Raw genomic sequence first — 22,728 nt, forward strand, 5'->3', positions numbered from 1 at the left:
GCGGCCATAGTCGATAATGGGCGCGCTCGGGAATCGCAATGCGGAATTACGCCGACTCATCCACTCTCCGAGGGTCACCCCGACCGGGAGCGGCCGTCAGCCAGTCGGCGCAGGCGCTGCGCGACGGCCGCAAGAGCGGCGTCATGATCGCCGGACCGGCCGATCAGCGACATCGTCGGGAACCAGGGCCGCACCGCCGTTCCCAGGGTCGACCAGTCCCCGGCCCCGGCGATCCGCCAGACCGGCACGCCGAGTGCCGCGGCCAGTTCCCCCACCGCGGTCGGCGCGGATATGACCAAATCCAGGCCGGACATGAGCGCCGCCACCCCGTCCAGATCGTTGCGCTGGTCCAGATCGGGCCAGTGATGCAGGACGGTGCCGAAACGGTGAAGGGCCTCCTCCCGCTCCGCGTCGTGACCGTCATATTGCAGGCTGACGAAGGCGATGCCGGGGACGCCGAAGACCGGTGACCATTGTGTGATCCGGCTGTAGGCGCCGGCCCGGTCCGCCGTCATCCGGCTGCTGCGCCAGCAGATGCCGACCCGCAAGCCAGGGCCGAGCGTCGCCAGCCTCTCGCGCCAGCCTACCGCCAGCCCGGGGTCGGCGGCGAGCAGCGGGCTGGTTGCGCGGAACCGCCGCAAATCCGGCCGCAGCCGTGCCGCGACGCTGCCCAGCGGCGCGTGGCAATCGGCATCCCGCGAATCCGCGCCGGGTGCCCGGACTTCCGCCGCCGGCAGGGCGCGGGCGAAGAGCCCGGCAAGGCGCGGGTCGCATTCGACGATGACCTTTCCGGCCTGAGCGAGCAGATCGGGCAGTGCGGTGCCGAACAGGATCTCGTCACCCAGCCCCTGCTCTGCCCACACCAGGATGCGGCGGCCGGTCAGCGGCTCTCCCTGCCATTCGGGGATGTCGAGGCGGCGGGACACGGCGTCGCCGGTGGCGAAGCGGTGGGCGTAGTCGGCCCAGCCGCCGTCGAGATCGCCGTCGGCCAGCCGCAGCAGGGCCCGGTTCATCCGCGCCTCGGCCCGGCCGGGGGCCAGCCTCAGTGTGCGGTCGGCAAACAGGGCGGCGAGCCGGCGCTCTCCCCGCATCAGCAGCGTGTGGCCGTGATTGACCAGCACATCCGGCAGGTCGGGCGCGAGCGCCATGGCGTGGCGGTGGGCGTGCAGCGCGTCGTCCCAGCGCCCGAGCCCGGCCAACGCCATGCCCAGGTTCGACCAGCCCTTGGGCGATGCCGGGACGAGGCGCAGCGACCGGCGGGCATGGCGGGCGGCCTCGGCGAAGCGCCCCAACCCCTTTGCAGCCGCGCCGGCCGTGGTCAGCACCCCGGCGAGGGCCGGCGCCAGGGCCGCCGCGCGGGTGCAGGCGTTTGCCGCCTCGGCGAAGCGGCGGGCGGCGAGCAGCGCTGCGGCGAGGTTGCCCCAGCTTTCCGCCTGCATCGGGCGCAGCCGGGCGGTGCGGCGGTGCAGCGTGGCGGCCTCGGGAACGGCGGCATCGGCCTGGAGCGCCACGCCGAGATTGCCCAGCGCTTCGGCAAAGGCCGGGTTCAGCGCTATCGCAAGCCGGTGCCAGTGGATGGCTGCCTTGACCCGGCCGAGCCGAAGCAGGGTCAGGCCGCCGTTGCTCCAGGCGGCCGGCTGGGTCGGAACCGATGCGACGGCTTGCCGGTGCAGCGCTTCGGCCTCTGCGAACCGGCCTTGCCGGTGCAGAGCGACCGCCTGCGCCGCCAGCCTCTCGCCATCCGGGATACTCTTCCTCTCCACGGGGGGAGAGAATATCTGTTGTGGAGAGAGGGAGCGCAGCGCACGCGCCATGTCAGCCATCGTCGCCGCCAGCGGCTCGCCGGGGCGGGGCTGGAACAGCCGCATCGACGGATACCAGGGGCGCACGCCGGCTCCCAGCTGCGTCCAGTCGCGGGTGCCGAAGCGCCAGACCGGAGTGCCCAGCGCACCGGCCAGTTCGCCGATCGACATGGCAGGCGAGATGACGAGATCCAATCCGGCGATCAGGGCGGCGACGCCGTCGAAATCGTCCTTGCGGTCGAGGTCGTCCCAACGGTGCAGGCGGATGCCGAAGCGCTTCTCGGCCTGCCGGACCTCCGCCTCCACCTCGCCATATTGCAGCAGCACCCAGTGGATGCCGGGCAGCGCGAACAGCGGCGCCCAGGCGTCCAGCGGCAGATAGGCGGCGCTGCGTTCGGAGGTCATCATCTGGCTGCGCCAGCCGATGCCGATGCGCAGCCCCGGACCGATGGCCGCCAGCCGCTCGCGCCACCGCTCCACCAGCCCGGCATCGGGCACCAGCCAGGATGGCCGTGCCGGGAAGTCGGCCAGCCGGCGGCGGAGGACGCGGGCCAAGGATCCCATCGGTACGTGGCGGTCATAGTCCGGGATCGCCATCGCCTCGCGCCCCTGCCCGTCCAGCGCCTCCGCCCGCACCCTCATGGTTGGGAAAGAGCGGGCGAACAGCGGGACCAGACGGCGGTCGATCTCCAGAATGGTAGAAATCGCCCGTCCGGCCAATTCCGGGCAGAGGGCGGAGAACAGGATGGTGTCGCCCACCCCCTGCTCTCCCCAGATCATCAGACGGCGGCCGGTCAGATCCTCGCCACGCCAGGCCGGGGCACGGGGCTGGCGCCCCTGCCCGACCTGACCCGATCCGAAGCGCCAGGCATAACCGGGCCAGCCGCGGTCGAGATCGCCGGCCTCCAGCCGCAGCAGGCCCTTGTTGAAGTGGGAAAGCGACAGCTCCGGCCGGAGGGTCAGCGCCCGGTCGTAGCAGCGCTCCGCTTCCCCGCTGTCGCCCAGCCGCTGGCGAGCCAGCCCCAGATTGCTCCACGCCTCGCCATAGGCAGGGTCGAGCGCCAGAGCACTGCGGTAGCAGTCGGCGGCACCGGCATAGTCGTGCCGACCCTGGCGCAGATGGCCCAGATTGTTGCGGGGCCGTGCCTCCAGCGGGGCAAGACGGATGGCGCGGCACTGCGACCTTTCGGCCTCGGAGAAACGCTCGGCGCTGCGCAGGGCGTTGCCCAAGTTCGTGTGGGTTTCCGACAGCATCGGGTCCAGCGCCAAGGCCGTATGCCACGCCCTCCAGGCGTCGGCGGTGCGGCCGGCAGCGTGGCGGGCATTGCCCAGATTGTTCCAGGCACCGGCGAAGTCGGGCCGGTGGTGGACCGCCTGCCGGTGCAGCGCCTCTCCCTCGGCCGGGCGGCCCTGGACAGTGCGGACGCTGCCGAGATTGTCCAGCGCGTCGGCATGGTCGGGCTGGATGGCCGTGGCCGCGTCGAAGCAGGTCGCGGCGTCCTCCAGCTGACCAAGAGCCTTAAGACAAAGTCCCAAGCCATTGAGGCAGAATGGATCGCGTGGGTCGAGCCGCAGGGCATCGGCGTAGCGTTCCGCCGCGTCCTCCATCCGCCCGGCGGCATGGAGGGCGGCCGCCAGAGCGGACAGGGCCGACACATCGGCGGCCCCTCCGCCCAATGCCGAGGCCATCCGCAAGGCCTCGACAGCCTCGTCCAACCGGCCAAGCTGGCGCAGGCTGACGGCCCGGTTGGTCCAGGGACGGGGATCGCCCGGTAACAGTTCCGCGGCGCGGGCGTGGGACGTCAACGCCTCGTCCGCTCTCCCAAGACCTTGCAGGGCGGCGCCGAGATTAAGGTGCGCGTCGGCCAGATCGGGCGACAGCCGGGCCGCCTCCGTATACTGTTCCGCTGCCTCCGCCAAGCGGCCTTGCGCCGCCAGCACAAGGCCGAGATTGAAATGGGCGCCGACATGGCCGGGATCGCGCTCCAGCGCCCGCCGCTGCGCTGCTTCGGCCTCGGCAAGCCTGTCCAGACGTTGCAGAACGATCCCGAGATTGGCGTGATAGTCCGCCACTCCGGGAGCCAGATCGACGGCTTTCGCAATCAGGTCAACGGCTTGAAGGTTGTCGTTCCGTTGGTGGTTGAGAACGCCGAGCAGATGCAGGGCGTCGGCATGGAGCGGTTCGGCATGCAACACCCGTCGATACAGCGGCTCCGCAGCGTCCAGCGCTCCATGCTGGTGATGGCGCAACGCCTCGGCAAACCAATCGGCAGTGTTCACAGATCACCTGCGGAAAGTCTGGTAAGCATATGGACTGCTTTTGATATTGCTCCTGCAATGCTATCGCCGTCATCCGGCTGGATGCAGCGCATGGAGGGAAACCATGGGCGGACCGCGGTGCCGAGCTGGGTCCAGTCGCGGCGGCCCAGACGCCAAACCGGTGTTCCGAGCGCCGCCGCCATCTCCCCGGCTGATGACGCCACGGTGACCACGAGGTCGAGGGTCGCCATCAGGGCGGCGGTGCCCTCCAGATCGGCGATCTGGTCGAGGTCGGGCCAGCGGTGGACGCATACGCTCAGGCGCTGCTCGATGGCCGCGATCTCCGCCTCCCGCCCGTCATATTGCAGGCTGACGACATGCAGGCCGGGCAGGCATAGCAGGGGCGCCCAGTCCTCCAGTTCCGTGTAGGACTGGCGGCGTTCGGTGGTGAGGCGCTGACTGGTCCATGCGATACCGATTTTCAGGCCGGGTCCGAGTGCCTCCAAACGCGACCGCCACGCCGCGACCCGCGTCGGATCGGGCTTCAGCCAGCCGGCGGGTGGCGGCGGTACGGGGGCGGTCCGCCAGAGCAGGCGAGGCAAGGAGCCGAAGCCCAGATGGCAGTCGGCATCGGCCGGCCGCCGCGTCGGCCCACGCACGGTGGTGCCGGGGAAGGAACGCTGGAACAGCGGGACCAGCCGCGGCTCGCATTCGACGATGGTGCCGGGAAAGCGGGCCAGGGCCTCCGGCAGCAGGGCGCCGAACATCAACTCGTCGCCAAGCCCCTGTTCGGCCCACAGCAGCAGGCGGCGCCCGGCGAGGTTGTCCCCTTCCCATTCCAGGATGTTGAAGGGGTGCTTCGGTTTCAGACGGCCGGACTCGAAGCGGACGGTGTAGTCTGCCCACCCCTCCGCCAGCCGGCCCTGGCGCAGGCGCAGGATGGCGCGGTTGAAGCGGGCAAGCGCCTGCGCCGGATCGGCCCCCAGGGCGTGGGTGAACTCCTGCTCGGCAGCCGTGTCGTCTCCCAGATCCTGAAGGGCGAGCGCCAGATTGGTGTGGGCGGCGGCATAGCCCGGCCGCAGGTGGAGCGCCCGGCGTTGCAGGTCGGCGGACTTCACGATCCGTCCTTGCAAGCGGCGGACGGTGCCGAGATTGGTCATCGCCTCCACCATCGTCGGGACGAGCCGCAGGGCACGGGCGAAGGCCTCGCCGGCCGGGGCGATCCGGTCGGCAACCTGGAGGGCAAGGCCATGGGCGTTCCAGCCCTCGGCATCCGCCGGCTCCAGCATCAGATGGCGGCGGTGGGCCGGCAGCGCATCGGCACCGCGGCGTTGCAGCGATCCGGCCAGGGCGAGTGCGGCCGGCGCATGATCCGGCCGTTGGGCCAGTACGGCGCGCAAAGCGGCCTCTCCCTCTTCGCTTCGCCCCAGGTCGAGCAGGGCGAGGCCGAGGGTGGCGCGCGCCTCCAGCAGGGACGGGTTGGCTGCCACTGCGTGGCGCAGCAGCGGTTCCGCCTCCGCCGAGCGGCCGAGGCTGCGCAACACGCTGCCGAGGTTGCCCTCCGCCTCAGCATAGTCGGGGCGGGCGCGCAGGGCGGCGCGGTAGGCGTCTGCGGCTTCCGTCGCCTTGCCCTGGGCATTCAGCGCGTTGCCCAGCGTGTTGGCCGCCTCCGGGAACGGGCGGCGCAGGCGCAGGGCGTTGCGGGCGGCGCGTTCGGCCTCGGCGGAGCGGCCGAGTGCCTGGAGGGCGTAGGCGAGGTTGGCGTGATAATCGGGAGCGTCGCGCCTGACTGCCACCGCCTGCCCGATCAGGTCGGCGGCGTCGGTGAAGCGGCCGGTCTGGCAGGCGATCATGCCCAGCAAATGCAGGGCGTCCGGCTGGCGCGGCTGGGCGGCGAGCGCCTGACGGTAGAGCGCATCCGCCTCGGCCAACCGGCCGGACTGGTGCAGCGGCACGGCCTGTCCGACCAGCGCCGCGGCGCTGGCCGCAGCGGTGTTGCCGGAATTGCGCTGCCCGGAATTGCGCTGGTTGTTCATGCCCCGTGCCGTTCCTGTTGGCTACGGGTAAGGGATAGCACGATTCCGATGCGGTGGAATGGGGGCGCGGCAACCACCGCGCCCCCTGCCCTCCCTTGATTTACGCGCCCACGCCGACCGGCGGGGTCGGAGCGGCGTTGACCGGGTCGGCGAGCTGGGCATCGACCACGGCGACGGCGGTCATGTTGACCAGACCGCGGGTGGTGACCGACGGGGTGACGATGTGGACCGGCCGCTGGACGCCCAGCAGGATCGGGCCGACATTCTGCGCCTCGCCCAGGATCTTCATCATGTTGAAGGCGATGTTGGCGGCGTCCAGCGTCGGCATGACCAGCAGGTTCGCCTCCCCCTTCAGGCGGCTGTCGGGCAGCACTTCCTTGCGGATGGCCGGAGCCAGGGCGGCGTCGGCATGCATCTCGCCGTCGATCTCGACATCCGGCATCTGTTCGGACGCCAGCTCCACCGCCGCGCGCATCTTGCGGGCCGACGGGGTGTCGGCGCTGCCGAAGTTGGAGTGGGACAGCAGGGCCACCTTCGGCTCGATGCCGAAGCGCTTCACCTCGTCCGCAGCCAGCCGGGCGATCTCGGCCACCTGCTCGGCGGTCGGGTCGGGGTTGACGTAGGTGTCGGTGATGAAGTGGACGCCCTTCTGCGAGATCAGCGCGTTCATCGTCGCGGCGACCTTCACGCCGTCGCGCAGGCCGATCAGGCCGCAGATGTGCGCCCAATGCTCGTTGAAGCGGCCGGTGGTGCCGCAGACCAGCGCGTCGGCCTCGCCGCGGCGGACCATCAGGGCGCCGAAGACGGTCGGCTGGGTGCGGACCACGTTGGCGGCATGGCTGGGCGACACGCCGCGGCGGCCCATCAGCTTACGGTAATGTTCGGTGAAGTTGTGATAGCGCGGGTCGCGGATGATCTCGATGACCTCCACGTCCTGGCCGATCTTCAGGCGCAGGCCCATCTCGCCGATCACCCGCTCGATCACCTCGCGGCGGCCGATCAGCACCGGATGCGCGATGCCGTCATCGACCACCACCTGGGCGCAGCGGATCACGCGCGGGTCCTCGCCCTCGGCATAGACGACGCGCTTGGGCGCGGTCTTGGCCTTGGTGATGACCGGCTTCATGAACAGGCCGGAGCGGATGACGTACTGGTTCAACTGGTCCTGATAGGCGCGGAAATCGGCGATCGGCCGGGTGGCGACGCCCGAATCCATGGCGGCCTTGGCGACGGCCGAAGAGACCTCGACAATCAGGCGCGGGTCGAAGGGCTTGGGCAGGATGTAGTCCGGGCCGAAGCGCAGCGATTCCCCGACATAGGCCGCCGCCACCACGTCCGACGGCTCGGCGCGGGCGAGGTTGGCCATGGCGTGGGTCGCCGCGATCTTCATCGCCTCGTTCACCGTGGTGGCGCCGACGTCCAGCGCACCGCGGAAAATGAAGGGGAAGCACAGGACGTTGTTGACCTGATTTGGGAAGTCGGAGCGGCCGGTGGCGATGATGGCGTCCGGACGGGCCTCGCGGGCCAGATCCGGCATGATCTCCGGCTCCGGGTTGGCGAGCGCCAGGATCAGCGGCTTGTCGGCCATGCGGGCCAGCAGCTCCGGCTTCAGCACCTTCGCGCCCGACAGGCCGAGGAAGATGTCGGCGCCGTCGATGACGTCGGACAGCGTGCGTGCCTCGGTGTCGTGCGCGTAGGCGTCCTTGTACTCGTTCATCTCCTCATTGCGGCCCTTGTGGACCACGCCGATGCGGTCGACCAGCCAGACATTCTCGCGCCGCACGCCCAGCGACAGCATCAGGTCCAGGCAGGCGATGCCGGCGGCCCCTCCGCCGGTGGAGACGACCTTGACCTTCGAGATGTCCTTGCCGACCAGCGCCAGCCCGTTCAGCACGGCGGCACCCACCACGATGGCGGTGCCGTGCTGGTCGTCGTGGAACACCGGGATCTTCATGCGCTCGCGGCAGCGGCGCTCGATCTCGAAGCAGGCCGGGGCGGCGATGTCTTCCAGGTTGATGGCGCCGAAGGTCGGCTCCAGCCGGACGATGGTATCGACCAGACCATCGACGTCCAGCTCGTTCAGCTCGATGTCGAAGCAGTCGATACCGGCGAACTTCTTGAAGAGGACGGCCTTGCCCTCCATCACCGGCTTGGCGGCCATCGGCCCGATGTTGCCCAGCCCCAGCACGGCTGTGCCGTTTGTGACGACGGCGACCAGATTAGCGCGCGCCGTCAGCTCCGCCGCCTTCGACGGATCCTCGGCAATTGCGGTGCAGGCATGGGCCACGCCCGGCGAATAGGCCAGTGCAAGATCGCGCTGGTTGGCCATGGGCTTGGTCGCGACGACTGCCAGCTTACCGGGCCGCGGGTTGCGGTGATACTCGAGCGCCATCGCCTCAAAATCGCCGGACATCGGGTCTCTTCCTCCGGTTAACGAGATTTCAGTTAATTCTTTGGGTTCACTTCACCTGGATGGCGGTTATAGCCCATTCGGACTGATGCGCCAACCACCCGGAATACAGAAAGGGACGATTCGAACCAAATCGAAGCGTCCCCCTGATCTTACAGGAACCTTTGCCGGGCCGGATGGATCATCTTTGGAATTTCCAAAACCGGCCCGCGCATGCTTGCCGCGCGTCTTGTGCAGGTGCTCACAGACGGGCCAGAGCCGGTTCCTTGAAGTGCTGCTGGTATTCGGCGACCGCCTTGCTCTCGTCGAACTCGCCTTCCATCTTGGCGACGACGACGGTGGCGACACCGTTGCCGATCAGGTTGGTCAGCGCACGGGCTTCCGACATGAAGCGGTCGACACCCAGCAGCAGCGCCAGACCTTCGATCGGCAGGACGCCGGTGGCCGACAGGGTGGCGGCCAGCGTCACGAAGCCGCCGCCGGTGACCGCCGCCGCACCCTTGGAGGTCAGCATCAGGATGACCAGGATGTAGAGCTGCTGCCAGATCGTCAGGTCGACGTTGAAGGCCTGGGCGATGAAGATCGCGGCCATCGACAGGTAGATCGAGGTGCCGTCGAGGTTGAAGGAATAGCCGGTCGGGATGACGAGGCCGACGACATGCTTGGAGCAGCCGAACTTCTGCATCTTCTCCATCATCCGCGGCAGCACGGATTCGGAGGACGAGGTGCCGAGAACGATCAGCAGTTCCTGGCGGATGTAGCGGATGAAGTTCCAGATGCTGAAGCCGTAGGCCTTGGCGATGCTGCCCAGCACGACGAAGATGAAGATCGCCATGGTGAGGTAGACCGAGGCCATCAGCTGGCCGAGAGCGGTCAGCGACGAGATGCCGTACTTGCCGATGGTGAAGGACATCGCGCCGAAGGCACCGACCGGGGCGACGCGCATCAGGATGCCGATCACGCCGAACAGCGCATGGCTGATCTTGTCGAAAATGTCCTCGACGACCTTGCCCTTCTGGCCCATGGCGGACAGCGCGACGCCGAACACCACCGCGAAGAACAGGATCTGCAGCATGTCGCCCTGGACGAAGGCGCCGACGACGTTGTCCGGCACGATGCCGACGACGAAGTCCATGAAGCCGTGTTCCTTGGCGGAGGTGGCGTATTTCTGCACCGCGTCGGCCTTCAGCTGGCCAGGGACGATGTTCATGCCGGCGCCGGGGCGGACGAGGTTGACGACGATCAGGCCGATGCCGAGGGCGAAGGTGGTCACCACCTCGAAATACAGCAGGGCCTTGCCGCCGACCTTGCCGACCTTCTTCAGGTTGCCGATGGAGGAGATGCCGGTCACCACCGTCAGGAAGACGATCGGGCCGATGACCATCTTGACCATCTTGATGAACAGGTCGCCCAGCGGCTTCATCTCCACCGCGATGGACGGGTAGAAGTGCCCCAGCAGGATGCCGATGCTGATGGCGGTCAGAACCTGGAAGGTCAGGTTGGTGTAGAAGGGCTTCTTCACCGTGCCCTGGTTCATTGCACCCCGGTGGCCGGCGGTCGCGTCTGCGCTCATGCTGCTCTCTCCTCGTGGCGTTCCTCAGAACGGCGTTCCTGGCGGGGTGCCCGTTCTTTCGTCCGGCATTCGGCGCCGGCTGGGCGGGCGGCCCCCAACTGATTGCCTATGAAAGCAAGCGGTGGGCCAATTGCTGAATCCAGCAACATCAAGCATTTGGCGAAATGGCGAGGGCGAGAATCCGCACGACACGGGGTCCGGCGATGTGCGAAAATCCACACACTTCACAGCGCTGCGGCATCATTGTTGCGGCGCAGCATGATCAGGTGCGGCGTTGCTTATCCATCCGGGCGAACAGACGACAGATTCAGCCACCCCTCACTCCCCGGCCGTGACGCTCTCGCCGGCGACGCAGCTGGTGGCGCGGGCGCTGGAACGTCCGCGCCGGCTGCTGCTGGCCGCTCTGCTGCTGGGCGTGCCGGTGGCGGCCGGGCTGGCGGCGGGCTGGGCCTCGTCGCTGGCGCAGGAGGATTTGAGGGAGAGTGCGAAGGCGCAACTGGCGCTCTACAATGCCAATCTGCGGGCGGAGCTGGAGCGGCATGCCGCCGTACCGCTCGCCCTGGCGCAGGATGCGGAGGTGCGCGCCCTGCTGGCCAACCCGACGCCGGATGCCGTCGACCGGCTGAACCGCAAGCTCCAGGACATCGCCCGCGCGCTGGATGCGCTGGCGCTCTATGTGATGGACGCCAAGGGAACCACGGTGGCGGCCAGCAACTGGAACAGTCCGGCCAGCTTCGTGGGCGAGAATTTCTCCTACCGGCCCTATTTCCGCATGGCGATGGACCAGGGCGAAGGGCACCATTTCGCGCTGGGCACCACGTCGCTGGTGCCGGGTTTCTACACCGCCAACCGGGTGGTGGCGGAAAATCGCACAGTGGGGGCGGTGGTGCTGAAGCTGGGCTTCGACCGGCTGGAATCGGCTTGGACGCCGGGCCAGGAGAAGCTGCTGGTGACCGACCGCGACGGTGTGGTCTTCATCACCAACGTGCCGTCCTGGCGCTATCACGCCCTGCCCCGCCGCCTGCCGATCAGCCTGCCGATCATTCCGGAAGGCACCAGCGAGGGGCTGGACGTGCTGCCCTGGGCCTTCGGCGGCGCGTCAGACCGCATCGCCCTGGAGGAGAAGGACGGGCAGAAGCGCTATCTGCTGACCTCCGTCGCCATGCCCGGCGGCGACTGGACCCTGCACAGCCTGACCAGCCTGGACCCGGTGACCGCCCATGCCTGGGTCGCCGGGCTGCTGGCCGCGGCGGCGGTGGCGATGGCGGCGCTCACCGCCTATGCCGTGGCGCTGCGCCGGGTGGCCCTGGTGGAGCGGATCGCCCTGCAGGAGGAATCGCGGGCGGAGTTGGAGCGCCGGGTCGCCGCCGCCACCGCCGACCTACGCGCGGCGGAGAACGAATTGACCCAGGCAGCCAAGCTGGCAGCGCTGGGCCAGATGTCGGCCGGCATCGCCCATGAGATCAACCAGCCGCTGGCCGCCATGCGCAGCTTCGCCGACAACGCGGTGGTGCTGCTGGAGCGCGGGCGGCTGGACTCGGTGCGCGACAATCTGGCGGAGATCGCCGAGCTGACCGACCGCATGGCCGCCATCACCCGCCAGTTGAAGGGTTTCGCCCGCCGCGCCTCCGGCACGCTGGGACCGGTGTCGGTGCAGGGCGCGGTGACCCAGGCGCTGGCCCTGCTGGAGGCCAAGCTGCGGCGCGAGGACATCGTCGTCGAGGCCGATCTGCCCGACCAGCCGGTCCGGGTGGTGGCGGAGGATGTGCGGCTCCAGCAGGTGCTGGTCAATCTGATCGGCAACGCCGCCGACGCCATGCGCGGCTGTCCGGTGCGCCGGCTGCGCATCGGGCTGGTCGCGGCCGAGGGTGAAGCCCTGCTGAGCATCGCCGACACCGGCAGCGGCATCGCCGAGGCCGACCTGCCCCGCCTGTTCGTCCCCTTCTTCACCACCAAGGAAGCCGGCGAGGGGCTGGGGCTCGGCCTGTCGATCAGCCATGGCATCGTCGAGGATTTCGGCGGCAGCCTGACCGCCGCCAACCGCACCGGGAAGCCCGGCCATGGCGCCGTCTTCACCCTGCGTCTCACCAGCGCGGAGCCGTCCGCCAAGGAGCAGACACAATGAGCCGGTCCATTCCCGAGGTCGCCGGCCCAGAGGCCGCCGGCAGCGTGATCTTCGTCGATGACGAGCGCGCGGTGCGGCTGGCCGGGCAGCAGGCGTTGGAACTGGCGGGGTTCGAGGTGACGGCCTGCGACGGGGCGGAGCGGGCCTTGCGCCATATCGGCCGCGACTGGCCGGGCTGCCTCGTCACCGACGTGCGCATGCCGCAGATGGACGGGCTGGCCCTGCTGGCGCGGGTGCAGGAGATCGATCCCGACCTGCCGGTCATCCTGATCACCGGCCATGGCGACGTGCCGATGGCGGTGGAGGCGATGCGCAACGGCGCCTATGATTTCCTGGAGAAGCCCTTCCCGTCCGACCGGCTGACCGAGGTGGCGCGGCGGGCGGTGGAGAAGCGCCGGCTGGTGATGGAGAACCGCCGGCTGCGGGCGCAGATTGCCGGGGGCGTCGACCCGGCGGGGAGCATCGTCGGCCGGACGCCAGGCATCGAGCGGCTGCGCACCACCATCGCCGCGGTCGCCGACACCGATGCCGACGTTCTGGTGTTCGGCGAGACCGGCACCGGCAAGGAGATGGTCGCCCGCGCGCTGCACGCCGCCAGCGGCCGGCGCAAGAACCCCTTCGTCGCGCTGAACTGCGGCGCCATGCCGGAATCGATCTTCGAAAGCGAGCTGTTCGGGCATGAGGCCGGCGCCTTCACCGGTGCCGCCAAGCGCCGGGTCGGCCGGATCGAGCATGCCGGCGGCGGCACCCTGTTTCTCGACGAGATCGAGAGCATGCCGCTGGCCTTGCAGGTCAAGCTGCTGCGGGTGATCCAGGAACGGGTGGTCGAACCGCTGGGATCGAACGAGCAGGTGCCGGTCGACCTGCGGGTGGTCGCCGCCACCAAGTCCGATCTGCGGCAGGCGGCGGATGCCGGGAAGTTCCGGGCCGACCTCTATTACCGGCTGAATGTGGTGGTGCTGACCATACCGCCGCTGCGCGAGCGGCGCGACGACATCCCGCTGCTGTTCCAGCATTTCGTCGCCCAGGCCGCCGCCCGCTACAACCGCGAGCCGCGGGTGCCCAGCCGTGAGCAGATGCAGCGCCTGATGGGTCAGGACTGGCCGGGCAATGTCCGCGAGCTGCGCAACGCGGCCGACCGCTTCGTTCTGGGGCTGGAGGATGTGGCGCCGGCCCCGGTCTCGGCGCCCTCCGCCCTGTCGCTGGCCGAGCAGGTCGATCTGTACGAGAAAGGGTTGATCCAGGCCGAACTCGCCCGTCACCGCGGCAGCGTGAAGGCCGCCATCGAGGCGTTGAACATCCCGCGCAAGACCTTCTACGACAAGCTCAAGCGCTATGGGCTGAGCCGCGACGATTTCCTCGATTGAAGCGGCCGCGACATTCCGATTACGACCAAGGGCTGCCGCACATTTCTCCCATCGGGGCAGTTGACGAACGCCCAAGCTTGCCAGTGGGTCTGTCGGTTCCCATGTGCCGTTCCCACCCGTGTGGCCAGCCCCTCGGGTGGCGCGGCGGGACGGACCTTTCCTCCGTTCCGTCTGTTGTATCGAAAAGATCATGCAGCACCGACGTCGAAGGGGACGGCCTGAGAATGTCACCGAGGATTAGCACCATGACACCCCGTCTCCTTGCGGAGCTTCTGGAACCGATCCTGACCGCCGCGGATGACGACGAAGAGGCCCTGTCGGAGGCCGTGAACCTGACCGCTGAGGCCATGGCGGCGCTGGGCGCCACCGTGCTCGACCCGGACGGTCAGCCGGCCCGCGGGGTGTCCGATGAACGGGCCGTCGTCGCCGCGCTGAACACCCACGCGCACAACCTGATGCGCGACGGGCGTTTGGACGACGTTGTCGAGGCCCTTCAAGTGGCCGAGAGGATCGGCCGCATCGCCCATCTGCCCCACCACCCGCGTACCGTCTGACCGCTCTTTTGGGAGAAGGGCGCGGTCGTTCGTAGAAACGGCTTCGCGGGTGCGGGAACTCCTTCCCTCCGTGCTGTTTGAGCGACGTGCCACCCAGCGCTCAACAGGGGAGGAGCCCTCGTGCCCACTGCGCCGCAGCCACATGCCCAGCCGACCGTGCTGGCGAACCCGCTGGAAAGCGAGATTCTGTCCCGTCTTCAGGACGATCTGCTGCCGGACCATCTGCTGACCCGCCGCTGGTATGCGGCGAAGGACGCCGGACGGCCGGTCGTGCGCATCGTCGATGCCCTGCCGCTTCCGCTGGCCGGCGGGGCGCAGGCCCAGCTCTGCCTGCTGCGGGTTGAACCGCCGGGGCGTGATCCTCAGCTCTACCAGCTTCCCCTGATCCTCGACCGCGGCACCGGCGAGGATGCATCGGCGATTGCCGGTTCCAAGGATTTGCAGATCCCCGGCCGGCTGCGCGACGGCTATGCCGATGACGGCGTGGTCCGGGCGCTGTTGGGCGCCATCCTGAAGCGCGACACGGTGCCGGGGGAAACGGCGCTGTCCGCCGGCCTGACCGCCGGCCACACCCGTGCCTGCGAGGCGCTGTCCGACCGGCTGCGCGCCGACGCCCCGCTGCACCGGATGACGGCCGAGCAGTCCAACACCTCCATCCGCATCGGCGACAGCGCCATCCTGAAGGGCCTGCGCAAGCTGGAGCCCGGCATCCATCCCGAACTGGAGGTGAGCCGCTTCCTGACCGAGGTGGCGCAGTTCCCAAACACGCCGGCCCTGCTGGGCTGGGTCGAGCGGGCCAACAGCTCCGGCTCCACCACGCTGTGCGTCATGCAGGAGCTGGTGCCGGAGGCGAAGGACGCCTGGGGGCATGTCACCGGCTACCTGAACGACCGCGTCGCCCGTTTCGAGGACAGCGACGCGGCCAAGGCCGGCGATGCCGACAGCGTCGCCTTCCTGCGCCTGCTGGGGCAGCGGACGGCGGAGCTGCACCGGGCGCTCGCCACCCCCGGCGGCGGCGACGCCTTCACGCCGGAGCCGGCGACGGCGGAGCGGCTGACGGAGTGGGCGGGCGGCGTCCGCACCCTGGCCAAGCGCGTGCTGGAACGGCTGCGCGCCGCGGGGCCGGCGCTGGACCCGGCGATTTCGGCACAGGCCAACGCGCTTGCCGCCAGCGAGGCCGCGGTGATGGCGCAGATCGACGCGCTGATCCCGGCGACCGCCGATCTCAGTGCCATGCGGCTGCACGGCGACTATCACCTGGGTCAGGTGCTGGTGTCGCGCGGTGACGTGCAGATCGTCGATTTCGAAGGCGAGCCGATGCGCCCGCTGGCCGAACGGCGGGCCAAACACTGTATCCTGCGCGATGTCGCCGGGATGCTGCGCTCCATCGCCTATGCCGCCGCCATGGCGCGCGACGCGATGCCGACCGGTCTCGACGGCCCGTCGCGTGACGCCCGCACGGCGTGGCTCTCCTGGTGGGAGGGGGCGGCATCCGCCGCTTTCCTCGACGGCTACCGCAGCGCCATCGGCGACTGCCCCGGTTTCCCGCGCGATGCCCAGGCGGCCCCGGCGCTGCTGAAGCTGTTCCTGCTGGAGAAGGCGCTGTACGAGGTCGGCTACGAGCTTGCCAACCGGCCGGGCTGGGTGGCGATCCCGCTGGCCGGCGTCACCGCCATCATCCGCGCCGACGCCGGGCCGGAGATCGCCAGCCGCGACCGTGACCGCATCGTCCCGGTGGACGAGCGCCGCCGCAGCCACTCCATGCCCTTCGGGGCGGAGGTGCAGGCCGACGGCTCCGTCCGCTTCTCCCTCTGGGCGCCGTCGGTGGCGTCCGTCCTGCTGTCGCTCGACGATGGCGGGCAGCCGGTGGCGATGGAGAATCAGGGCGACGGCTGGTTCAGCCTGACCACCGCGCGGGCGCAGGCGGGCAGCCGCTACCGCTTCGTCCTGCCGGACGGGCTGGCGGTGCCGGACCCCGCCTCTCGCTTCCAGCCGGATGACGTGCATGGCTCGTCGGAGGTGATCGACCCCGGCGTCCATGCCTGGACCGATGCCGCCTGGACCGGCCGGCCCTGGCACGAGACGGTGCTGTACGAGCTGCATGTCGGCACCTTCACGCCCGGCGGCACCTTCCTGTCGGCCATCGAGCGGCTGGACGATCTGGTCGAGCTGGGCGTCACCGCCATCGAACTGATGCCGGTCGCCGACTTCCCCGGAACGCGCAACTGGGGCTATGACGGTGTGCTGCCCTTCGCCCCCGACAGCGCCTATGGCCGGCCGGAGGATCTGAAGGTTCTGGTGCAGGAGGCCCATGCCCGCGGGCTGATGGTCTTCCTCGACGTTGTCTACAACCATTTCGGGCCGGAGGGGAATTACCTCCACGCCTTCGCCAACAGCTTCTTCACCGAGCGGCACAAGACCCCCTGGGGGGCGGCGATCAACGTCGATGGCGAGCTCAGCGGGCCGGTGCGCGACTTCTTTGTCCACAACGCGCTCTATTGGCTGGAGGAGTTCCACCTCGACGGGCTACGGCTGGACGCCGTCCATGCCATCATCGACGACAGCGACCGCCATGTTCTGGAGGAGCTGGCGGAGCGGGTGCACAGCCATTTCCAGAACCAGCGCCATGTCCATCTGGTGCTGGAGAACGACGCCAACCAGGCGCGCTTCCTGACCCGCCACCGCGAGGGCGATCCGCGCTGGCACTCCGCCCAGTGGAACGACGACCTGCACCACTGCCTGCACAGCGCCGCGACCGGCGAGGATGGCGGCTACTACGCCGACTATGCCCACGATCCGGCCAAATGGGGCCGCACCCTGGCGGAGGGCTTCGCCTTCCAGGGCGAGCCGTCGGCCTACCGCGACGGCGAGCTGCGCGGGGAGCCCTCGGCCCATCTGCCGCCGACCGCCTTCGTGACCTTCATCCAGAACCACGACCAGATCGGCAACCGCGCGTTTGGCGAGCGCATCTCCCACATCGCCAAGCTTGAGGCCGTTCGCGCCGCCACCATCCTCTATCTGTTGGGCCCCGGCATCCCCATGCTGTTCATGGGCGAGGAATGGGCATCGGCCAAGCCCTTCCCCTTTTTCTGCGACTTCGGCGACGAACTGGCCGAGGCGGTGCGCAAGGGCCGGGCGGAGGAGTTCGCCAAGTTCCCCGAATTCCAGGACCCCGAGGCCCGCGCCCGCATCCCCGACCCCACCGCACCGGAGACCGCGGAGTCGGCCAAGCTGGACTGGGAGGCCCGTAGGACACCGGAGCATGCCGATTGTCTCGACTGGTATCGCCGGGCGCTCGCCCTGCGTCGGGCGGAGATCGTGCCGCGGCTGGACGGCGTTCCCGGCGGTGCGTCGAGCCACGGCGTGGCCGGCAAGACCGGCCTGACCGTCTGCTGGAAACTGGGCGACGGCAGCCGCCTGCATGCCTTCGCCAATCTGGCCGACAGCCCGGCGTCCGGCTTCCCCGAGGCCAATGGCCGCGTGCTGTGGACGGAGGGGGCCGGGCTGACCGGCGACACGCTCGGTCCCTGGTCGGTGGTGCTGTGGCTGGAGGAAGCCTCCGCACTCGACCGGCTGGCCGACCGCATGGGGGTGGAGCGCTCCTTCGACAATGCAGCCGGGGAAACCGTGACGGCCAGCGAGGACACCGTCCGCGCCCTGTTGTCGGCCATGGGGGTGGAGGCGGGGGACGAGGCCGCCGCGCTCGCCCATCTCGACCGGCTGGACGAGGAGGAGTATGGCCGCGCCCTGCCCCCGGCGGTGGTCCGCCGGGCGGGCGAGGCTGTCACCGTACCGGTCACCCTGCCCCACGGCACCCGCACCCTGCGCTACACCCTGACGCTGGAAAGCGGGCAGACGCAGAGCGGCGTCGTCGGCTTCGGCAGCCTGCCGCGCTGCCGCTGCATCACCGCCGGCGACGTGACCTATGCCGAACGCCGCCTGCCGCTGGGGCGGCTGGCCCAGGCCGGCTACCACACGCTGCGGGTGGAGACGGAGCATGGCGCGGCGGAAACCCGCCTGATCCTGGCGCCCGCCCGCTGCCATCTGCCGACGCCGATGCTGGTGGGGGAAAAGCTGTGGGGCCTGTCGGCGCAGCTCTACACCCTGCGCAGCGAGCATGACTGGGGCATCGGCGATTTCGGCGACCTGCGGACGCTGGCCGACATCGCGGCGGCGCGTGGGGCAGCGGTGATCGGGCTGAACCCGCTGCACGCCATGTTCCTCGACAATCCCGAGCATGCCAGCCCCTATTCACCGGCCAGCCGGCTGTTCCTGAACCCGCTCTACATCGACGTCACCGCTGTGGCGGAATTCCTCGACGATGCCGACCTGCGGAAGGAGGTCGCCTCGCCGGAGTTCCGGCAGGCGCTGGACGCGGCCCGCGCCACGGCCAACGTCGATTACACGGCGGTATCCGGTCTGAAGCTGCCGATGCTGGAAAAGCTCTTCGCCAGCTTCCGGACCTCGGCCAAGCCGGACCGCCGCGCCGCCTTCGATGCCTTCCGGACCGAGGGCGGCAGCGGGCTGGAGCGCTTCGCCACCTTCCAGGCCCTGCGCGAACGCTTCGCCGCCGAGGGCAAGGCGGACTGGCACCGGTGGCCGGCGGACTACCACGATGCGACGGCGCCAGCGGTGGAGCGCTTCGCCAGGGAGCATGCCGACCGCGTCGCTTATTTCGCCTGGCTGCAATGGCTGGCGGACGACCAGCTGCGTCTGGCGGCGGAGCGGGCCGCCGAACTCGGCATGGCCATCGGCTTCTACCGCGACCTCGCGGTCGGGGCCGATGCCAGCGGGGCTGAGACCTGGATGACGCCGCAGGCGGTGGTGGACGCCGCCCATGTCGGCGCCCCGCCCGACCTGTTCAACCCGGCCGGCCAGGATTGGGGGCTGCCGCCCTTTCATCCCCAGGCGCTGCGGGCGGCTGGATATCAGCCCTTCATCGATCTGGTCCGCGCCAACATGCGCCATGCCGGCGCGCTGCGCATCGACCATGCGATGGCGCTCCAGCATGTCTATTGGATCCCGGACGGCCGTCCGCCCGGCGAAGGCGCCTATGTCGCCTATCCGATGGAGGATCTGCTGGGCATCCTGGCGCTGGAAAGCCAGCGTCACCGCTGCCTCGTCGTCGGCGAGGATCTCGGCACCGTGCCGGAGGGCTTCCGCGAACGGATGACCGAAGCCGGGGTGCTGAGTTATCGCGTCGTCTTCTTCGAATGGACCGAGGACGGCGCCTTCAAGGGGCCGGAGGAGTATCCGGAACTGGCGCTCGCCACCGTCGGCAGCCACGACCTCGCCACGCTGCGCGGCTGGTGGGAAGGCGACGACATCACGCTGAAGGCCGAGACGGGCCTCTATCCGGCCGACGACGAGGAGGAGAAGCAGCAGACCCGCCGGTCGGCCGACCGCGGTGCCCTGGTCGATGCCCTGCGCGCCGCCGGGATCGCCCTGCCCGCCGGTTTTGGGTCGGACAGCCCCTATGACGAGGCGCTGGACCATGCGGTGCACGCCTTCCTCGCCCGCACCAACGCCGCCCTGGCGGTGGCGCAGCTGGACGACCTGACGCGCGAGCGCGATCAGGTCAACCTGCCCGGCACCACCGACCAGTACCCCAACTGGCGCCGCAAGCTGTCGATGACGCTGGAGGAACTGGCCGACGCGCCGGAACCGGCGGCGGTCGCCGACATCCTGGCGGCGGCGCGTCCGTCCTCCGCCCCCGTCCGCACGTGACACCATGGTCCTTCCCCACTCCGCCCTTCCCCATTCCGAGGAGCACACACCCATGGCCCCCGCCGCCGGCAAGCCCATCCCTCGTGCGACGTACCGGGTCCAACTGAATGGCGAGTTCGGCTTCGACCGCACCGCCGCCATCGCCGACTACATCGCCCGCCTGGGCGTCAGCCATCTCTACGCCTCCCCCTACATGAAGGCGCGGCCGGGCAGCACCCACGGCTACGACATCGTCAACCACAACGAGCTGAACCCGGAGGTCGGCGACCAGAACGACTTCCGCGATCTGGTGGAGGCGCTGAAGCGCAACGGGCTGGGACAGATCCTGGACTTCGTTCCCAACCACATGGGGGTCGGCGGCTCCGACAACGAATGGTGGTTGAACGTGTTGGAATGGGGGCCGGAAAGCCCGTATGCCGGGTATTTCGACATCGAATGGGAATCCGACTACCGCTATCTCCAGGGCAAGCTTCTGGTGCCCTTCCTGGGCGACCAGTATGGCGCGGTGCTGGTGTCGGGCGGGCTGGATCTGCGCTTCGATCCGGAGACCGGCAGCTTCGCCGTCTGGGCCTATGACAGCCACAAGCTGCCGGTGCGGCCGCAGGATTACGGCACTATCCTGGGCAGCGATCACCCGGATCTGGAGCGCATCGGCGATGCATTCGCCCATCTTGCCTACGCCCGGCCCCATCAGATCGCGCGGGCCGGCGTTCAGAAGGCGGAACTGGCGACGCTGGTGGCGACACGGCCGGACGTGGCCGATGCGATTGCCCAGCGGCTGTCCGTCTTCCGCGGCTATCAGGGGGAAATCGACAGCTGGGGCCACCTGCACGAGCTGATCGGCCGCCAGAACTGGCGCGTCGCCTATTTCAAGGTCGCGGCGGACGACATCAACTACCGCCGCTTCTTCAACATCAACGAGCTGGCCGGCCTGCGCATGGACGAGCCGGAGCTGTTCGACGTCGCCCACCGCATGGTGCTGGGGATGGTGGCGGACGGCACGCTCGACGGCATCCGCATCGACCACATCGACGGGCTGATCGACCCCAAGGGCTATTGCGAGCGGCTGGTCGCGGCGTCCTCCAAGCCCTTCTATCTGGTGGTCGAGAAGATCCTGGCCCGGCATGAGCGGCTGCGCGAGGATTGGCCGATAGACGGCACCACCGGCTATGAATACGCCAACCTGATGGGCGGCCTGTTCGTCGATCCTAAGGCGGAAGAGGCCTTCACCCGCCTTTATGCCGACTTCATCGGTCGTCGCGACAATTTCGAAGAGGTGGTGCGGCAGTGCAAGATCCGCATCATGGAAAGCGAAATGGCGAGCGAGCTGAACGTGCTGTCGCGCAAGGCGGCGCGCATCGCCCGCTCCAACCCGGCCACCGCCGACTTCACCGCCAACATCCTGCATCAGGCGCTGAAGGAGACCATCGCCCGCTTCCCCGTCTATCGCACCTATGTCGATGGCGGCGTGCCGAGCGATCTGGACCGTCGGGACATCGACTGGGCGATCTCCCAGGCGCGGCGGGTCGAGCAGGGGCCGGACGGTTCGGTCTATGATTTCCTGCAACGCCTGTTGACCACCGATCTGGTGGCCGCCCCCAAGAGCGGCTACAGCCACCGGCAGGTCACCCGCTTCGCCATGCGCTTCCAGCAGTACAGCGGGCCGGTGATGGCCAAGGGGCTGGAGGACACCGCCTTCTACCGCTACAACCGGCTGGTGGCGCTGAACGAGGTCGGCGGCCATCCCGACCATTTCGGCGTCAGCGTCTCCGCCTTCCACCGCGCCAACCAGGACCGGGCCCGCAACTGGCCGGGCAACATGCTGGCCAGCACCACCCACGACACCAAGCGCGGCGAGGATACCCGCGCCCGGCTCTACGCCCTGTCGGAGATGCCGGAGGAGTGGGAGCGGCAGGTCCAGACTTGGAGCCGGCTGCTGCGCGCCCGCCGCGGCGACGTGGAGGGCACCGCCCCGCCCGACCGCAACGACGAGTATCTGTTCTATCAGCTGCTGCTCGGTGCATGGCCGGCGGACCTGACCGGCGCGTCGGTCGATCGGATCGAACAGCCGGCGATGACCGCCTTCGCCGAGCGCATCGTCGGCGCCATGACCAAGTCGATGCGCGAGGCCAAGGTGCATTCGACCTGGGCGGCGCCAAACGAGGCCTATGAAGGGGCGGTCGTCAGCTTCATCCACGATGCGCTGGACGTGACCCGCCGGAATGCCTTCCTGGAGTCCTTCCTGCCCTTCCAGGCGTCGCTGGCCCGCATCGGCATGGTCAATGGCCTTGGGCAGACCCTGCTGAAGCTGACCAGCCCCGGCGTGCCCGACATCTATCAGGGCTGCGAGCTTTGGAACCTCAGCCTCGTCGACCCGGACAACCGGCTGCCGGTGGACTATGACGCCTGCCGCACGCTGCTGGAGGAGGTCGAGGGCCTCGTGGAGCATGGTGCGGTCGCCGGCCTGCTGGAGCGCTGGACCGACGGCGCCGTGAAGCTGGCGGTGACCCGTCAGGCCCTGGCGGTCCGTGGCGAGATGCCGGAGGTCTTCAGCGCCGGCGAGTATCTGCCGCTGGAGGCGACCGGCGAGCGTGCCGACCATGTGGTGGCCTATGCCCGCCGCACCGGTGACGAAACCGTGGTGGTGGCCGTGCCGCGGCTGGTTGGGCAGCTGGGCGAAAAGCCCGATTGGGGCAACACCGCCATCCCGCTGCCGCGCGGCACCGGCTGGCGCAACCGCCTGACGGGGGCGGAGGTCGAGGGCGGCGACGCGGTGATGGCTGCGACGCTGTTCGCTGACCTGCCGGTGGCTCTACTATCCAACAAGGGCTGACGGCCAGCCTGGAACGGAAAAGGGCGCGCGGGTGACCGCGCG

Annotated in this window: 9 protein-coding genes; 5 read left to right on the forward strand and 4 right to left on the reverse strand. The window is 69.3% G+C overall.

The genetic code is table 11. The features are described 5' to 3' along the window. Positions 1–74 precede the first annotated feature (74 nt). From ABNQ39_RS19380 to ABNQ39_RS19395, 4 genes are all read right to left on the reverse strand, one after another. Positions 75–4,082, reverse strand: coding sequence for a tetratricopeptide repeat protein (locus ABNQ39_RS19380; protein WP_376959882.1), 4,008 nt, complete (start codon positions 4,080–4,082; stop codon positions 75–77). Continuing rightward, a complete protein-coding gene (locus ABNQ39_RS19385) occupies positions 4,079–6,097 on the reverse strand; it encodes a tetratricopeptide repeat protein (RefSeq protein WP_376959883.1) in 2,019 nt (672 codons plus the stop codon). The genes ABNQ39_RS19380 and ABNQ39_RS19385 overlap by 4 nt, the downstream gene beginning before the upstream one ends. A 100-nt stretch (positions 6,098–6,197) precedes the next feature. Next, positions 6,198–8,510: an NADP-dependent malic enzyme gene (locus ABNQ39_RS19390; RefSeq protein WP_376959884.1), complete on the reverse strand. Its 2,313-nt coding sequence runs from the start codon at positions 8,508–8,510 to the stop codon at positions 6,198–6,200. A gap of 238 nt (positions 8,511–8,748) precedes the next feature. Beyond that, entirely contained in the window at positions 8,749–10,080 is a 1,332-nt protein-coding gene (locus ABNQ39_RS19395; protein WP_376959885.1) for a dicarboxylate/amino acid:cation symporter, read from the reverse strand. Between the two features lie 331 nt (positions 10,081–10,411). On the opposite strand from ABNQ39_RS19395, the gene ABNQ39_RS19400 reads away from it, so the two are divergent. From ABNQ39_RS19400 to treY, 5 genes are all read left to right on the forward strand, one after another. Continuing rightward, a complete protein-coding gene (locus ABNQ39_RS19400) occupies positions 10,412–12,205 on the forward strand; it encodes an ATP-binding protein (protein ID WP_376959886.1) in 1,794 nt (597 codons plus the stop codon). Further along, the gene (locus ABNQ39_RS19405) at positions 12,202–13,572 is read left to right on the forward strand and encodes a sigma-54-dependent transcriptional regulator (protein WP_376959887.1); all 1,371 of its coding nucleotides are present in this window, start codon (positions 12,202–12,204) and stop codon (positions 13,570–13,572) included. Before ABNQ39_RS19400 ends, ABNQ39_RS19405 begins: the two co-directional genes overlap by 4 nt. 245 nt (positions 13,573–13,817) lie before the next feature. Then, the gene (locus ABNQ39_RS19410; protein WP_098737678.1) at positions 13,818–14,126 is read left to right on the forward strand and encodes a hypothetical protein; all 309 of its coding nucleotides are present in this window, start codon (positions 13,818–13,820) and stop codon (positions 14,124–14,126) included. A 120-nt stretch (positions 14,127–14,246) separates the two neighbouring features. Beyond that, on the forward strand, positions 14,247–19,853 hold the full coding sequence (gene treZ / locus ABNQ39_RS19415; protein ID WP_376959889.1) for a malto-oligosyltrehalose trehalohydrolase: 5,607 nt from the start codon (positions 14,247–14,249) through the stop codon (positions 19,851–19,853). A gap of 52 nt (positions 19,854–19,905) precedes the next feature. Next, positions 19,906–22,686 (forward strand): malto-oligosyltrehalose synthase, encoded by a 2,781-nt coding sequence (gene treY / locus ABNQ39_RS19420; RefSeq protein ID WP_376959890.1) that lies wholly within the window; start codon positions 19,906–19,908, stop codon positions 22,684–22,686. Positions 22,687–22,728: the final 42 nt, after the last annotated feature.

Origin of the sequence: Azospirillum sp. A26, assembly GCF_042604635.1 — a bacterium.
GTDB lineage: Bacteria > Pseudomonadota > Alphaproteobacteria > Azospirillales > Azospirillaceae > Azospirillum > Azospirillum palustre.

Bases quoted from the DNA above. Each gene is read 5' to 3' on its own strand.
- ABNQ39_RS19385 (WP_376959883.1), bottom strand. From the start codon at position 6,097: ATGAACAACCAGCGCAATTCCGGGCAGCGCAATTCCGGCAACACCGCT.
- ABNQ39_RS19390 (WP_376959884.1), bottom strand. From the start codon at position 8,510: ATGTCCGGCGATTTTGAGGCGATGGCGCTCGAGTATCACCGCAACCCG.
- ABNQ39_RS19395 (WP_376959885.1), bottom strand. From the start codon at position 10,080: ATGAGCGCAGACGCGACCGCCGGCCACCGGGGTGCAATGAACCAGGGC.
- ABNQ39_RS19405 (WP_376959887.1), top strand. From the start codon at position 12,202: ATGAGCCGGTCCATTCCCGAGGTCGCCGGCCCAGAGGCCGCCGGCAGC.
- ABNQ39_RS19410 (WP_098737678.1), top strand. From the start codon at position 13,818: ATGACACCCCGTCTCCTTGCGGAGCTTCTGGAACCGATCCTGACCGCC.
- treY (WP_376959890.1), top strand. From the start codon at position 19,906: ATGGCCCCCGCCGCCGGCAAGCCCATCCCTCGTGCGACGTACCGGGTC.